The 14,425-nt window shown below is 60.9% G+C and carries 15 protein-coding genes and 1 pseudogene; 10 read left to right on the top strand and 6 right to left on the bottom strand.

Features of this window, described 5'->3' with window-relative positions; genetic code table 11:
- Together CBB63_RS11680 and dusB are read right to left on the bottom strand one after the other, a co-directional pair.
- Window positions 1-739 (bottom strand): two-component system sensor histidine kinase NtrB (locus tag CBB63_RS11680; RefSeq protein ID WP_286699274.1); only part of this gene is annotated, 739 nt, incomplete at its 3' end.
- Entirely contained in the window at window positions 739-1,725 is a 987-nt protein-coding gene (dusB, locus tag CBB63_RS11675) for a tRNA dihydrouridine synthase DusB (RefSeq protein WP_286699273.1), read from the bottom strand. The genes CBB63_RS11680 and dusB, both read right to left, overlap by 1 nt.
- 182 nt (window positions 1,726-1,907) lie before the next feature.
- Here dusB and CBB63_RS11670 point away from each other — a divergent pair, with 182 nt between their 5' ends.
- The 4 genes from CBB63_RS11670 to CBB63_RS11655 all read left to right on the top strand — a co-directional run bounded on the left by CBB63_RS11670 (window position 1,908) and on the right by CBB63_RS11655 (window position 5,346).
- Window positions 1,908-3,050, top strand: a complete 1,143-nt coding sequence (locus CBB63_RS11670) for a bifunctional 2-C-methyl-D-erythritol 4-phosphate cytidylyltransferase/2-C-methyl-D-erythritol 2,4-cyclodiphosphate synthase (protein WP_286699272.1) — start codon at window positions 1,908-1,910, stop codon at window positions 3,048-3,050.
- Window positions 3,047-3,544 carry a phosphatidylglycerophosphatase A family protein gene (locus CBB63_RS11665; protein WP_286699271.1) on the top strand — a complete coding sequence of 166 codons (498 nt, stop codon included), beginning with the start codon at window positions 3,047-3,049 and terminating at the stop codon, window positions 3,542-3,544. Before CBB63_RS11670 ends, CBB63_RS11665 begins: the two co-directional genes overlap by 4 nt.
- Window positions 3,537-4,004: a CinA family protein gene (locus CBB63_RS11660; RefSeq protein WP_286699270.1), complete on the top strand. Its 468-nt coding sequence runs from the start codon at window positions 3,537-3,539 to the stop codon at window positions 4,002-4,004. Before CBB63_RS11665 ends, CBB63_RS11660 begins: the two co-directional genes overlap by 8 nt.
- A 160-nt stretch (window positions 4,005-4,164) precedes the next feature.
- Complete coding sequence (locus tag CBB63_RS11655) at window positions 4,165-5,346, top strand: ammonium transporter (RefSeq protein ID WP_286699269.1); 1,182 nt, start codon at window positions 4,165-4,167, stop codon at window positions 5,344-5,346.
- A 52-nt stretch (window positions 5,347-5,398) separates the two neighbouring features.
- Here the strand turns inward: CBB63_RS11655 and CBB63_RS11650 are convergent, their stop codons facing one another.
- Window positions 5,399-5,854, bottom strand: a complete 456-nt coding sequence (locus tag CBB63_RS11650) for a type II toxin-antitoxin system RatA family toxin (protein ID WP_286699268.1) — start codon at window positions 5,852-5,854, stop codon at window positions 5,399-5,401.
- Window positions 5,855-5,921: 67 nt separating this feature from the next.
- On the opposite strand from CBB63_RS11650, the gene hpt reads away from it, so the two are divergent.
- Complete coding sequence (gene hpt / locus CBB63_RS11645; protein ID WP_005853480.1) at window positions 5,922-6,458, top strand: hypoxanthine phosphoribosyltransferase; 537 nt, start codon at window positions 5,922-5,924, stop codon at window positions 6,456-6,458.
- Window positions 6,455-6,628, top strand: a complete 174-nt coding sequence (locus tag CBB63_RS11640; RefSeq protein ID WP_009824583.1) for a hypothetical protein — start codon at window positions 6,455-6,457, stop codon at window positions 6,626-6,628. The genes hpt and CBB63_RS11640 overlap by 4 nt, the downstream gene beginning before the upstream one ends.
- 139 nt (window positions 6,629-6,767) lie before the next feature.
- Here the strand turns inward: CBB63_RS11640 and lipA are convergent, their stop codons facing one another.
- Window positions 6,768-7,715, bottom strand: coding sequence for a lipoyl synthase (gene lipA, locus CBB63_RS11635; RefSeq protein WP_005853478.1), 948 nt, complete (start codon window positions 7,713-7,715; stop codon window positions 6,768-6,770).
- Between the two features lie 114 nt (window positions 7,716-7,829).
- Complete coding sequence (locus CBB63_RS11630; protein ID WP_286699267.1) at window positions 7,830-8,924, bottom strand: DUF6456 domain-containing protein; 1,095 nt, start codon at window positions 8,922-8,924, stop codon at window positions 7,830-7,832.
- A 243-nt stretch (window positions 8,925-9,167) separates the two neighbouring features.
- Between CBB63_RS11630 and CBB63_RS11625 the strand changes: the two genes are divergently transcribed.
- Window positions 9,168-9,467, top strand: a complete 300-nt coding sequence (locus tag CBB63_RS11625) for a DUF6477 family protein (RefSeq protein ID WP_286699266.1) — start codon at window positions 9,168-9,170, stop codon at window positions 9,465-9,467.
- Here the strand turns inward: CBB63_RS11625 and CBB63_RS11620 are convergent.
- The gene (locus CBB63_RS11620) at window positions 9,460-10,998 is read right to left on the bottom strand and encodes a trimethylamine methyltransferase family protein (RefSeq protein WP_286699265.1); all 1,539 of its coding nucleotides are present in this window, start codon (window positions 10,996-10,998) and stop codon (window positions 9,460-9,462) included. The genes CBB63_RS11625 and CBB63_RS11620 overlap by 8 nt on opposite strands.
- Before the next feature lie 200 nt (window positions 10,999-11,198).
- On the opposite strand from CBB63_RS11620, the gene guaA reads away from it, so the two are divergent.
- From guaA to CBB63_RS11605, 3 genes and pseudogenes are all read left to right on the top strand, one after another.
- A complete protein-coding gene (guaA, locus tag CBB63_RS11615; RefSeq protein WP_286699264.1) occupies window positions 11,199-12,761 on the top strand; it encodes a glutamine-hydrolyzing GMP synthase in 1,563 nt (520 codons plus the stop codon).
- 73 nt (window positions 12,762-12,834) lie between these two features.
- Window positions 12,835-13,698: a DMT family transporter gene (locus CBB63_RS11610; RefSeq protein WP_286699263.1), complete on the top strand. Its 864-nt coding sequence runs from the start codon at window positions 12,835-12,837 to the stop codon at window positions 13,696-13,698.
- A 164-nt stretch (window positions 13,699-13,862) separates the two neighbouring features.
- Window positions 13,863-14,425 (top strand): annotated as a pseudogene (locus CBB63_RS11605) (OmpP1/FadL family transporter); the annotation flags it as partial.

Raw genomic sequence — 14,425 nt, 5'->3', positions numbered from 1 at the left:
CGTTCTTGATCAGGTTCAGCACCACCTGCAACAACTGGTCCTTGTCGCCCAAGGCCGGCGGCAGCGAGGGGTCGTAATCCTCGATGATCTTCATGCGCGCGCCGAACCCCAGCAGCGCAGACCGGCGCGCGCGGTCCAGCGCGTCATGCAGGTTCACCGCCTTGCGTTCCGGCGGCATCAGGTTGCCGAATTGTTCGACCTGTTCCAGCAGCTTCACAATCCGGCGCGATTCCGCGACGATCAGATCGGTCAGCTCCAGATCCTCGGTGCTGAGGTTCATGCTGAGCAGTTGCGCGGCACCGGTGATCCCCGCCAGCGGGTTCTTGATCTCATGGGCCAGCATCTCGGCCATGCCGATGGCGGATTTGGCGGCGGATTTGACCGAATTGTTCTGCGTCATCCGACCGGCCATCTCGCGGGGGGTGATCATCAGGATCATCTGCCCCGCCGCATCGATCAGCGGCGCGAAGTGCAACGCGCATTGCACCGGCGGGCGCTGGCCGCTGCCGACATCAACATCGTTCACGAACAAGGGCGTGCCATTGTCGCGGGCGCGGGTGAACGCCTCTTCCAGCGGGGCATCAACGGCGATCATGTCCCACACCGGCACACCGCGCACGGATTTTGCAGAGGCGTTCAGAAACCCTTCGGCTTCCGAGTTCAGCTCGGCGATCGTGTCGTCTGTATCGATCAGAATGGCGGGCACGGGCAGCGATGCGAAAACAGTATCCAGCGACATCAAGCGGCCTCCAACTGGTGGTCCGGCAGACAGGCGGACGGGATAAGACGGTGCACCTCGGCGGGGCTGGCCGCGGTCAGTACCGCGCGGCGCAGATCAGCGGGGGTGTTGCTGGTGTCCATGTACCACCCCAGATGTTTGCGCGCGACGCGCAGGCCGATCACTTCGCCATAGAACCGGATGATCGCCTCGTAGTGGTCGGACACCATGCGCGCGAAATCGGCGCCCTGCGGGATAACCGGTGCGGGCGCACCGAACAGATCATGGGCCACCTGAGCGAGCAGCCACGGTTTTCCTTGGGCACCGCGCCCGATCATCACACCGTCGGCCCCCGACTGCGCCAGCGCCTGCCGCGCGGCATCGGTGCTGATGATATCGCCATTGGCAATGACGGGAACAGAGACCGCCTGTTTGACACCCGCAATCGCGGCCCAATCGGCGGAGCCNTTATAGAACTGGCAGCGCGTGCGNCCGTGGATGGTGATCATGGTGATCCCCGCCGCTTCGGCCCGCGNGGCGATCTGTGGCGCGTTCAGCATATTGTCGTCCCACCCCAGNCGCGTCTTGAGCGTGACGGGCACGTTCACCGCGTTCACCACCGCNTCGATCAGGCGNAGCGCGTGGTCGGGCGTTTTCATCAGCGCAGAGCCGGAATAGCCTTGGGTCACCTTCTTGGCGGGGCAGCCCATATTGATGTCGATCACNCGCGCGCCCTGCCCTTCGACCATCCGCGCGGCCTCGGCCATGGGGGCGGCCTCGCGTCCTGCCAGCTGTACCGCAGTGCCTTCGACGCCAAGCCCCAGTTCGGCCTTTTCCAGCGTCCCGGGGCGGGCGTTGATCATGTCGACGCTGGCAACCATCTCTGACACCACCAACCCTGCGCCAAAAGACGCCACCANTGTGCGGAACGGCAGATCAGTGATCCCCGCCATCGGAGCCAGCAAAACGGGCGGGTCGAGTTTGAAGGGCAGATCCGAGAGATCCAAACGCTTAATCCTTGTGCAATTGCCTTTGGTTTACCGAGGGGTGGGCCGAAACTCAATCAAACCAAAAGCTTTTGCTGGTGAGAAACTGACCTNTTGCCTAAAATTTAGGCATNGGGNGCGGGNGATTGCACAGGCCGCTTTGCAGGCTTAGAACGGGGCGAGTTTATCAAAGGGGGCGCGCGATGGCGTCGACACCGAAAATCGCAGCGCTCATCGTGGCNGCCGGACGGGGCACCCGTGCGGGNGGNGCCGTGCCCAAACAATGGCAGCCGCTGTGCGGGAAACGCGTGATCGACCACACGCTTGCGGCTTTCCAGCGGCATCCGCAGGTCGACCGGATCATCATCGTATTNANCGCCAGTGACATGGCGCAGGCCGACGGGTTCACCGCGCAAGGCTGTCTTGTCGCCGAAGGGGGCGCGGATCGCGCAGCATCGGTGCGCAACGGTCTGGCGCTGCTGGGGGATGCGGATCTGGTGCTGATCCATGACGCCGCCCGCCCCTGTGTCACGCCGCAGATCATCGACGGTGTGATCGACGCGCTGGCCACAGATGCCGCAGCCGCCCCCGGCCTGCCTGTCACCGACGCGCTTTGGGTGGCCGAAGACGGAGCCGTCGCAGGCACGCAGGACCGCACCGCGCTTTATGCCGCCCAAACCCCGCAAGGTTTCGATGCCGCCACGATCCGCGCCGCNCATGCCGCCTTTGAAGGCATCGCCGCCGATGATGTAGAGGTCGCCCGCGCCGCCGGTGTTGCGGTTGCCATCACCCCCGGCAGCGTCGATAACCTGAAAATCACGGTGCCGGGCGATTTGACNCGCGCCGCCCGCATATTGGAGTCTTCGATGGATATTCGCACCGGCAACGGGTTTGATGTACATGCTTTCGGTCCGGGGGATCACGTCACACTTTGCGGCGTTGATATCCCGCATGATCAGGGGCTGGTCGGCCATTCCGACGCCGATGTCGGTATGCATACGGTCACCGATGCGATCTATGGCGCGCTGGCTATGGGCGACATCGGCCAGCATTTCCCCCCATCTGACCCGCAGTGGAAAGGGGCGCAAAGCCATATCTTTCTGCGCCATGCCGCCGATCTGGCNCGNAGCGAAGGGTTCACCCTGACCCATGTNGATTGCACGCTGATCTGCGAATACCCCAAAGTGGGGCCTCATGCCGCAGAGATGCGCCGCGTGATGGCGGATATCCTGTCCCTTGAGGAAAGCCGTGTGTCGGTCAAGGCNACGACCTCGGAACGTTTGGGATTTACCGGCCGCGGCGAAGGCATCGCCTGCATGGCCACAGCAACATTGGTGAAACTATGACTTTGGCAAAGCTGATCGCGACNGTTCTGGGGGTGGGNTACATCCGCCCTGCCTCGGGCACNTGGGGGTCGCTGGTGGCGCTGCCCTGGGCCTGGCTGCTCCATGTCATCGGNGGGCTGCCGCTGTTGATCGCAGGCATCGTNNTTACCTTTGCNGCNGGTTGGTGGGCCACCGCACGCATGACCGCNGGAAGCGCTGATCATGANCCGTCNGAAATCGTGATCGACGAGGTTGCGGGCCAATGGGTCGCGCTGNTGCCGCTCAGCTATGCCAGNTGGACGATGGATATGAACATCCTTGTGATGTGGCCCGGCTGGATCGCGGCTTTTGCNCTNTTCCGNNTGTTCGACATCTGGAANCCGCTGATCATCGGCTGGGCCGACCGGCGCGGCGATGCGCTTGGCGTGATGCTGGATGATATCTTTGCAGGCATTTTNGCACTGCTGGGGGTGATCGCACTNGCCGTGCTGTATCANGTNTANCTCTTTGCCTGATTTGCACGCCCTTCTGGACCGCGCCCGCNCGCGCGAGGTCATGATCGCCTGCGCCGAAAGCTGCACGGGCGGCATGGTCGCNGCCGCCCTGACGGACCTNCCCGGATCCTCCGCGATCTTTGACCGTGGGTTTGTCACCTATACCAATGCCGCCAAGATCGACCTNCTNGGCGTCAGCCCNGACACACTCACCGCCCACGGCGCGGTGTCCGAGCAGGTCGCCCTTGAAATGGCGCGNGGTGCCTTGGCACGATCCGGCGCGCANATCGCCGTGTCGATCACCGGNATCGCAGGCCCCGGCGGGTCAGAGCATAAGCCCGAAGGCCGCGTCTGTTTCGGCCTCGCCACGGCGTCCGGTATCACCACCCAAACGCAAGAGTTCGGCGCATTGGGCCGCGATAANGTCCGCCGCGCTGCCCGCGATTTCGCCTTGGGGCTGATTTTTGAGGCGATTNCATAACGCCCGCAAAACAGGCGGNATGGCNAAATTGCTGCCTAAATATGTGGCGAATGTAGAAATGCCCGTTTAATCACCGGCTTTGCCCACATTTTAACTTTTGTCGCGCGCGCACATCCGTTTCACCCGTCTGCAATCAAAAACCTTTCGGGAGGAAACCAAGATGAACGCAGCTGATACGGCCTGGATCATGACCGCCACGGCCTTGGTCCTGTTCATGACATTACCGGGGCTCGCGCTCTTCTATGGCGGGCTGGTGCGCAGCCGCAACGTGCTGAGCGTTTTCATGCATACCTACGGCGTCGCCTGTCTGATGAGCGTGCTNTGGTTCTTCGCCGGATACTCCATCGCCTTTGGTCCNGACACATCGGGCCTCTGGGGCGGCTTGGGCAAGATCGGCCTGTCGGGNGTCACTGCTGACAGCCTGTCAGGCACCCTGCCCGAGATTCTGTTCTTCGCCTTCCAGATGACATTCGCAGTGATCACCCCCGCGCTGATCGTCGGTGCCTATGTGGAGCGTATCGGCTTTGGCTTTGTAATGCTCTTCTCGGGTCTCTGGATGCTGCTGTGCTACGCGCCCGTGGTNCATTGGGTCTGGGGCGGCGGTTTCCTGGCCGATGGCGGCATCTTTGGCGAGGTCGGCGTGCGCGATTTCGCGGGCGGCATCGTGGTGCATGAAACAGCCGGCCTCGCGGCGCTGATCCTCGCGGTCTTCCTTGGNCCACGCCTNAACCACAACACCCCGCCNCATAACCCGGGCTTCGTGATGATCGGGGCGGCGATGCTCTGGGTCGGCTGGTTCGGCTTTAACGGCGGCTCGCAACTGGCCGCAGACGGNGGTGCGGCNATGGCGATCACGGTGACCCATATCTCTGCCGCCACCGCCTCGCTCACTTGGGCGCTGTGGGAGCGGATCAAATTCGGCAANGCNTCNNTGGTCGGCATCGTCACAGGCACCATCGCGGGACTGGCCTCCATCACGCCTGCGTCGGGNTTCGTCGGCCCTTGGGCGGCGCTGCTGATCGGCGCGGTTGCCGGGATCCTGTGCCAGGAAGCGGTCGTCTTGATCCGCAACAAGGCCAAGATCGACGACACGCTTGANGTATTCGCGGTTCACGGCGTGGGTGGTATCTTTGGGACCATCATGATCGCTGCCCTCGGGGCGGGGTCCTGGGCCGCACAACTGGGGTCGCTGGCGATTGTNGGNGTCTATACCACGGTGGTGACCGTNGTGCTGGTGCTGNTCTGCAAGGCGATCACCCCGCTGCGTGTCAGCAAAGAGGTCGAGGTCAACGGGCTTGATCTNTCCGTCCACGGTGAACGGGCCTATGANCTAAGCAGNTGATNGGGAAAACNCAGACCCACNCAAAGGCCCCGCANCGGGGCCTTTGTNGTTTCTAGGCCCCGGCCCCATANAGNGCNGCCGCGCGTTTCTCGAACGCCCGCACCACCCGCTGCATCGCCTCGTTAAAGACGACGCCGATGATCTTTTGCAAAATCGCGTTCTTGAATTCGAAATCGACGAAGAAATGCACCTTGCAGCTGCCGTCGCCATTGTCCTCGAANGCCCAGTTCGATTTCATGTATTTGAACGGGCCATCCAGATATTCGGTGTCGATCTTCTTGGCCNCTGGCCACAACACCACNCGGCTGGTGAAACGTTCGCGAAACACNTTGAAACTGATGACAAGATCNGCGTCCATCACCTCGTGATCNCCCTTATCCTCACGGCTTTTGATCCGCGCGGCGGCGGTCCAGGGCAGAAAATCTGGGTATGACGCCACATCGGCCACCAGATCATACATCTGNTGGGCGGTGTAGGGCAGTTCGCGGGTCTCTGAATGGGTAGGCATTGATTTCCATCTGTCATGAAGTTAGCCCTTATGAAATCCTATCTCCCCCTTTTTCAAGGTAAAACCCATGACGACGCGACCTTATGTCATCGATGAAATGATCTCGGCCAAGGCAATCGCCGCGCGGATCGAAACNCTNTGCCGCGAAATCCAAAGCGAATTCGCAGGCACCGAAAAGCTGACAGTGGTGGGGCTGCTGCGCGGATCTTTCGTGTTTATCGCCGATCTGGTGCGCGAGCTTGACCTCCCGATCGAGGTCGATTTCCTCGAAGCCTCCAGCTATGGCGATGGCATGGAAAGCAGCAGAGAAGTCCGTATCCTCAAAGACTTGCGCGGCGCAATCGAAGGGCGCGATGTGCTGGTCGTTGAAGATATCGTCGATACGGGCCACACCCTGCATCACGTACGCAACCTGCTGATGTCGCGCGAACCCGCACGGCTGAAAACCATCGCCCTGCTCGACAAACCCAGCCGCCGCGAGGTGGACATGAAGGCCGATTGGATCGGCTTTGAAATTCCCGATGAATTTGTTGTGGGCTACGGCATCGATTTCGCACAGCGCGACCGCAACCAGCCCTTTATCGGCAAGGTCCGTTTTACATGAACGTCGCTTGGCTGATGCGGATGAAACGGTGGGTGCAGCACCCGCCCTCGGCGGGCCGCGTCAAATTCGTCTTTGCTGTGGTCCTGGCCGGCGCGCTGATTTTCACCGCAGAATACTTTGGCTACTGGCCCGAGTGGGCCACGACCCAACGGATCAAAAACCCGTTCTAACCTTTCCAAATGGATGTAAATCCCGGGGTACAATGAGGGGCAGCGCCCCTCATTGTACCCCGTGAGTTTGAGGGGCAGCGCCCCTCATTGTACCGCTTGAGTTTGAGGGGCAGCACCCCTCAAATCCAATGCAATGCAGTTACCCTAGCTTCGCCAACCGCGCCGCCTGCAGCCGCGCAAAGTCATCCCCCGCGTGGTAGCTCGACCGCGTCAGAGGCGTCGCAGATACCATCAAGAACCCCTTGCCATAGGCCGATTTTTCATAGGCGGCGAATTCATCGGGATGCACAAAGCGGTCCACCGCGTGGTGCTTTGGTGTCGGCTGCAGATATTGCCCGATGGTCAGAAAATCGATGTCCGCCGCGCGCATGTCTTCCATGACCTGCATAACCGACTGACGATCCTCGCCCAGACCGACCATGATGCCGGATTTGGTAAACATCGTCGGATCAAGCTCTTTGACCCGCTGCAACAGACGCAGCGAATGGAAATACCGCGCCCCGGGGCGGACCTCGGGGTAGAGGCCGGGCACTGTTTCCAGATTGTGGTTAAACACATCCGGGCGCGCCTCGACCACGGTTTCCAGCACTTTGGGATCGCAGCGGATGAAATCAGGCGTCAGAATCTCGATCGTGGTGCCCGGGGACCGTTTGCGCACGGCGCGGATGGTCTGGGCAAAATGCTCTGCTCCGCCGTCTTCGATGTCGTCGCGGTCCACGCTGGTGATCACCACGTGGTTCAGCCCCAGTTTGGACACCGCATCGGCCACACGCCCGGGTTCAAAGATGTCCAGCGCTTCCGGCGGGCGCCCTGTCGCAATGTTGCAGAAGGTACAGGCGCGGGTGCAGACCTCGCCCATGATCATCATGGTGGCATGGCCCTGCGACCAGCATTCGCCGACATTCGGGCAGCCCGCTTCTTCGCAAACCGTCACCAGCTTGTTCTCGCGCATGATCTTTGCGGTATCCGCATAGCCTTTGCCACCCGGCGCCTTCACCCGGATCCACGACGGCTTTTTCGGCTGTGGATTGTCGGGGCGTCGGGCCTTTTCAGGGTGGCGCTGCTCGGGGATTTTCAGGTCTCGCATGATCAGGCTCCGTTTGGAATACGCCCCTTATGTAGTAGGTTCGCGCGGCGCATGAAAGAGGCAGTTGTCACCTGCGGGGCCGCCATGCGGTGCGCGCCGATCCGGATTCGCCGCCTAGCCGATCATAGCACTCCCGGGGCCAAGCGTTTCCGCATAGTGTTTGCGCAAGCGCATCAGGGCGATACGCAGAACGATCTTTCCCGACCGCGCTGACCAACCAAGGCGCTTTTCCGTGGTTTCCAACCCTTCCAGATAGCAGCAGCACCGCAGCACAATATCCGACAGACCCGGTCCCAGATCCGCCAGCGCCGATCCCACCCGTGCCCGGGCTGCAGAGGGTGCGCTGCCTTCAAAGCTGACGCTGTCGCCCTGCCCGCCCGGTGCCAGAAACCGGTCCCAGTTCTGCGTCACCGCCTCGCCCATTTGCGCCAGTTCAAAATCCTCGCGCAGGCGCTCTCCGGCTTGGACGAGACTGTCGGACAGGAACGGCGCGCCCTTTGCGTCGCGTCTGCGGGCGAGCGCGGCCAACGGGCTTTCTGCCAGAGTGTAGCGCAAGCGCCGCGCTGTCTTCTGCCGCGCCCCCTCTGGTAGCGGCGGCGCAGGGGCAAAACTGGTTTGGGCTTCGGCAAAACCGTTTTGTGGCCCCTGACCCAGCATCTCTTCCAGCGCATGCCGTCCGGCCGCGGTGATGTGATAGCGCAGGATGCGCCCCTCACCATCGCTTGCGATCCAGCCGTTAAGCGCCATCGCCTGCGCGACACAGCGGTCCACCACGGCAGTCCGCGTCTGCGCGCCATCCGGTCCACTGCGCACGACAACGGCCTTGTCCATCTCGGCTGCGACTGCCAGCAGCGCACCGGTTTCGCACAAGCGCCGCAAGATGCGCTGCGCCTCGCTTTTTAGGGTTTCATCATCGGGCATCATGGGGGGTGAGGTGTCATTCATCGCGGCGGGCTCCTGCATGGGGTGGGTTTCAAAACGGCTGACCTGCCCCAGCAGATCAAGGGCGTCGTCCACCAGCGGATCATCGCGCCGCGTTTCCAGCCGCCGGATCTGGCGCAGGATGGTAGAGGCGTGACACTCAGCGGATCGCGCCAGCGCCCGGATCGGCTGGCCCATCTCCACATGCGACACGTAATGCCGCGCGGCATCCGGCACCCATCCGGGCAATCCACGTCGGTCCGGCGGCGTATTCAAAACTTGGGTCATGCGGTCTCCTTTCTTCAGGCGGCGCGGTTATCCACAGCCTTATCCACAATACCAAAAGGTTAATTGATTATGGAGTTGTTAATATTTACCGATACAACCCATAATTGTTTCCAAGTGGTAAACAGTTGTAACCGCGACGCACGCTGACCCCGCTGCGCGAGCAACACCAGTATCCTGCGTGAAATCCTGCACGTGAGCGGCCATGCGATGGCATGACCCCGTAGTCAGTAAGGATTTGATTTTATGCAAAATATTCTAGCTCGTCTTCGCGGTATCCACCGTCCCGCCATATTGGTGCAGGCAGGCACCATCGGGGCCTGCAGCTATCGCCGCGGCCCGGCCCTGCGCCGGATACTGGGGAAAGCGCCCCCACCGCGCAGCGCTGTGGTGCTGGTGCAGTTGATCGATATAGAGGCAGACCTGAACGCCAGACGTAAAAAGACGGACGCAGGCTATAACCTGGTCCGTCATATAGAGGTGATGATCGCCCTCATTGCCGAGGCCGCGATCTTGCGCGAAAACTTCCGAGATGCGGCTACATAAAGCTGTCAGGCTCCGCCGCCTTGCGTTCCGCGACAAAGGCATCAAGCGCCGCACGCGTCTCGGGGTCCATAGGCGGTTGTACATAGTCGCCCAACAGCTTTTCAACCCGGGCTGCCGCCAGCGACTGGGTATCGCGCGCGCCCTCATCTGACCATGTTTCAAATGGCTTGTAGTCCAGCAGATCGGATTTCCAGAAGGCTTCCTTAAAGTTGGCCTGTGTGTGTGCGCATCCCAGATAATGCCCCCCCGGACCAACCTCGCGGATCGCATCCAGCGCTTGCGCGTTTTCGTCAATCTCTACTCCGCGCGCCAAATGGTGCAACGCGCCCAGCTGATCGGCATCCATCACGAATTTCTCGAACGAGGCGACCAGCCCNCCTTCCAGCCAGCCACAGGCGTGGAGCATAAAGTTCACCCCCGACAAAAGCCCCATGTTCAGACTGTTCGCCGTCTCATAGGCTGCTTGCGCGTCGGGCAGTTTTGACCCNCAGAACGAGCCCGAGGACCGGAATGGCAGGTTCATCCGCCGCGCCAACTGCCCCGCCCCATAGGTGATATGCGCGGCCTCCGGCGTGCNAAAGGTCGGCGCACCCGAGTTCATGTCGATCGAGGTCACAAAGGCCCCGAAAATCACCGGCGCGCCCTTACGGATCAGCTGGCTATAGGCGATGCCNGCCATGACCTCGGCCAGGACCTGCGTCAATGTCCCTGCCACGGATACCGGTGCCATCGCGCCGCCAACGATAAANGGCGAAATGATCGACGCCTGATTGTTCTCGGCAAAGACCTTCAGNGCNCCCATCATCACATCATCAAACGTCATGGGCGAGTTGATGTTCACCAGCGACGTCATCACCGTGTTCTGGTCGACGAAATCCGCCCCGAACAAAATCTTGCACATGTCCACGGAATCCTGCGCGCGGCTCGGTTCCGTGACGGATCCCATGAAGGGTTTATCGCTNAGCGTCATATGCGCATGGAGCATGTCCAGATGGCGCTTGTTGACGGGCACATCGGTGGGCTCACAGACNGTGCCGCCGGAATGGTGCAACCACTTGGACATATAGCCAAGCTTCACGAATTTGTTGAAATCTTCCATNGTGGCATAGCGNCGGCCCCCGGCGGTGTCGCGCACGAAGGGCGGGCCATAGACCGGGGCCAACACCAGATTGCGCCCGCCGATCTCGACGTTGCGCGCGGGGTTGCGCGCNTGNTGGGTGAACTGCGACGGCGCGGTCTTGCACAGCTCGCGTGCCAGNCCGCGGGGGATACGCACGCGGTCGCCGGTCACATCCGCCCCGGCCGCGCGCCACAGCGCCAGCGCCTCGGGGTTGTCGGGAAAGTTCACGCCGATCTCTTCCAACACCGTATCGGCGTTATACTCGATGATCTGCAGCGCCTCTTCGGTCAGCACCTCGTAGTTGGGAATGTTGCGTTCGATGTATTTCGCTGTCTCGAAGGACACAGCCGAGCGTGCCGCCCGACGTGCCGCACCGCCACCACCGCGCCCGCGTCTTGCTGATTCCGCCATGAGGTCTTCCTTTCCGCCAAAACTGACGCCTAGCTACCCCATTCACGCAGCGGGCTTTACGCGGTTTACGGCCTTAGAGGTCAAAAACCGACATCATGATCCGCCGACCCNTTCATTTTGCCAAAATAAACTCCGGGGGTCTGGGGGCTGGCCCCCACTCCACTCTTGCCACGCAGGCCATCCGCCCATAATCAGTCTGCATGACAGATATCTCCCATGACCGCCTTCTCATCATCGACTTCGGCAGCCAGGTCACCCAGCTGATCGCCCGCCGTTTGCGTGAACTTAATGTGTTCTGCGAAATCCACCCGTTCAACACGGTGGATGATGCCTTTCTCAAGGATTTTGCGCCCAAGGCGGTGATCCTGTCGGGGGGGCCGTCCTCGGTCTTCGCCGAAGGTGCGCCCATGCCNCCGCAATCGGTGTTCGAGCTTGGCGTACCGATCCTTGGCATCTGCTACGGCCAACAGGTCATGATGCATTGCCTGGGTGGCAAGGTTGAACGCGGTCACGGCACCGCTGAATTCGGNCGCGCCTATGTGACCCCCTCCGAGGCCCGTCTTGAGCTGTTGGAAGGCTGGTTCCTCACCGAGAAAGAGCAAGTCTGGATGAGCCACGGCGATCACGTCAGCGCCATCGCCCCCGGTTTCGAAGTCTACGGGACCTCGCCNCACGCGCCTTTCGCGGTNACCGGCGATGTGTCGCGCAATTTCTATGCCGTGCAGTTCCACCCCGAAGTACACCACACCCCCAATGGCGCGCGCCTGTATGAAAACTTTGTGCGTCTCGCGGGTTTCAAGGGCGACTGGACAATGAGCGCCTACCGCGACGAGGCNATCGCNGCGATCCGNGAACAGGTCGGNGATCAAAAGGTCATCTGCGGTCTGTCCGGCGGGGTCGATTCCTCGGTCGCGGCCGTGCTGATCCACGAAGCGATTGGGGACCAGCTCACTTGCGTCTTNGTCGACCACGGTCTGCTGCGCAAGGGCGAGGCCGAAGANGTCGTCACCATGTTCCGTGACAACTACAACATGCCGCTGATCCACGCCGACGAACAGGAACTGTTCCTGGGCGAGCTGGATGGCGTGTCCGACCCCGAAACCAAGCGCAAGATCATCGGNAAACTGTTCATCGACGTGTTCCAGAAGCACGCCAAGGAAGTCGGCGATGCCACCTTCCTCGCACAGGGCACGTTGTACCCCGATGTCATTGAATCCGTGTCCTTTTCCGGCGGCCCGTCGGTGACAATCAAATCGCATCACAACGTGGGCGGCTTGCCCGAAAAGATGGGCCTCAAGCTGGTCGAGCCGCTGCGCGAACTTTTCAAGGACGAGGTGCGCGAGCTTGGCCGCGAGCTGGGTCTGCCGCCGTCGNTTATCGGCCGCCACCCCTTCCCCGGCCCCGGCCTCGCCATCCGCTGCCCCGGTGAGATTACCCGCGAAAAGCTCGACATCCTGCGCGAGGCGGACGCGGTCTATATCGACCAGATCCGCAAGCACGGGCTTTATGATGAAATCTGGCAAGCCTTTGTGGCGATCCTGCCTGTCCGCACCGTGGGTGTGATGGGCGACGGGCGGACCTATGATTTNGCCTGNGCCNTGCGGGCCGTCACCTCGGTCGATGGGATGACGGCGGATTACTATCCGTTCACCCATGAATTCCTGGGCGAGACCGCGACGCGCATCATCAACGAGATTCCGGGCATCAACCGGGTGACCTACGACATCACGTCGAAACCTCCCGGCACCATTGAATGGGAATGATTTGAATGGCTGTGATCGGCCGCATGACAAAGATGCCTCCGGCGGGGATTTTTTTCCATTTGGAAGAGAGACCATGACCCCGACGCTAAGGGCNGCTTTGTGGATGATGGGGTCGATNACGTCTTTCTCTGCGATGGCCGTCGCCGGGCGCGAGCTTGGCGGCAGCCTCGATACTTTCGAGATCATGATGTACCGGTCGCTGGTGGGCGTNATCGCTGTGTTTACGCTCGCGACCGTTTACGGGACCTGGGGGCAGATCAACCGGCGCGATTTCGGCACGCAGATCGGGCGCAATCTGGCGCATTTCACCGGACAGAATCTGTGGTTCTACGCNGTTACCGTGATCCCGCTCGCGCAGGTCTTTGCGCTTGANTTCACTTCTCCGCTTTGGGTGATTGTCCTGTCGCCGCTGATTTTGGGCGAACGGCTTACCAAGGTGCGGGCTTTGGCGGCGGTTCTTGGNTTTATNGGNATCCTTTGTGTTGCCCGNCCGACGATTGCCGGGCTGAATGCCGGCGTGATCACGGCGGCGTCCTCGGCGATATTCTTTGCACTGACGATCATGCTGACCAAGCGGCTGACGCGCAGCCAGACGATCACCTGTATCCTGTTCTACCTGACCGTGACGCAACTGGTTTTTGGCGTGATCATGGCCGGTTACGACGGGGATATCGCGGTGCCCGAGGTGGCACAGATGCCGCTGTTGTTGCTGATCGGTGTTGCAGGGCTTATGGCACATTTCTGCCTGACCAACGCCTTGTCCATTGCGCCTGCGACAGTGGTCGTCCCGATCGACTTTGTCCGCCTGCCCCTGATTGCCGTCATCGGAATGCTGGTCTATGCCGAGGCCTTGGATATCTGGGTCTTCATCGGCGGCGCGATTATCTTTGCCGGCAATTACATGAACCTCTGGATCGAATCCCGCCGCGTTTCGTAACGAAACTGCAACAGTTTTGGCATAGGGGCGCAGACTTCCCCTTGGTCAAGAATTGACAGATTGACGCATGCTACCGTTCAGTTGCTGTATAAATTGTGGCTGCGTGTTGTGGCTGCATCGCTTCTGGGGAGGAGTATTTAGAGATGACGTATCGAGTAATCGCAATGGCGGCCCTGTTGAGCAGCGCATCCACGTTGCACGCGGGGGGATTGGATCGTTCCGGCCAAGACATCGGCATTCTGTTCGAAGATGGCAACCGTTTCGAATTCAGCTTTGGCCGCGTCTCGCCTTCTATTGACGGCACCGACGTGCGCGGTGGTGGCGATACAGGCAATATTGCCCAAGATTTCAATGTCATTGGCGGCGGTCTTAAGTATCAGTATTCCGATCAGCTGTCCTTTGCTGTTGTCGTTGATGAGCCATTCGGGTCAGACGTTCTGTACCCCGCAGTACCAAGTTCCCCGTCCTATGGTGGAACCCAGGCGACTGTGGACAGCTTCGCGATTACCGCTTTGGCGCGGTACAAGTTTAACGATTCTTTCAGCATGCACGGCGGTCTGCGCTATCAAGAAGTCGATGCGACTGTTGCGCTGCAAGGTGCAGGATACGGGCCGCTCAGCGGGTATCGTGCAGACTTCGATTCTGACGGTGCCGTCGGATATGTAATCGGTGCGGCATTTGAAAAGCCGGACATCGCGATGCGCGTTGCGCTGACGTATAACTCGAA

The organism is Sulfitobacter sp. TMED3, assembly GCF_002167505.1.
Lineage (GTDB): Bacteria > Pseudomonadota > Alphaproteobacteria > Rhodobacterales > Rhodobacteraceae > Sulfitobacter > Sulfitobacter pontiacus.
This window is presented reverse-complemented; position numbering and strand designations above follow the sequence as displayed.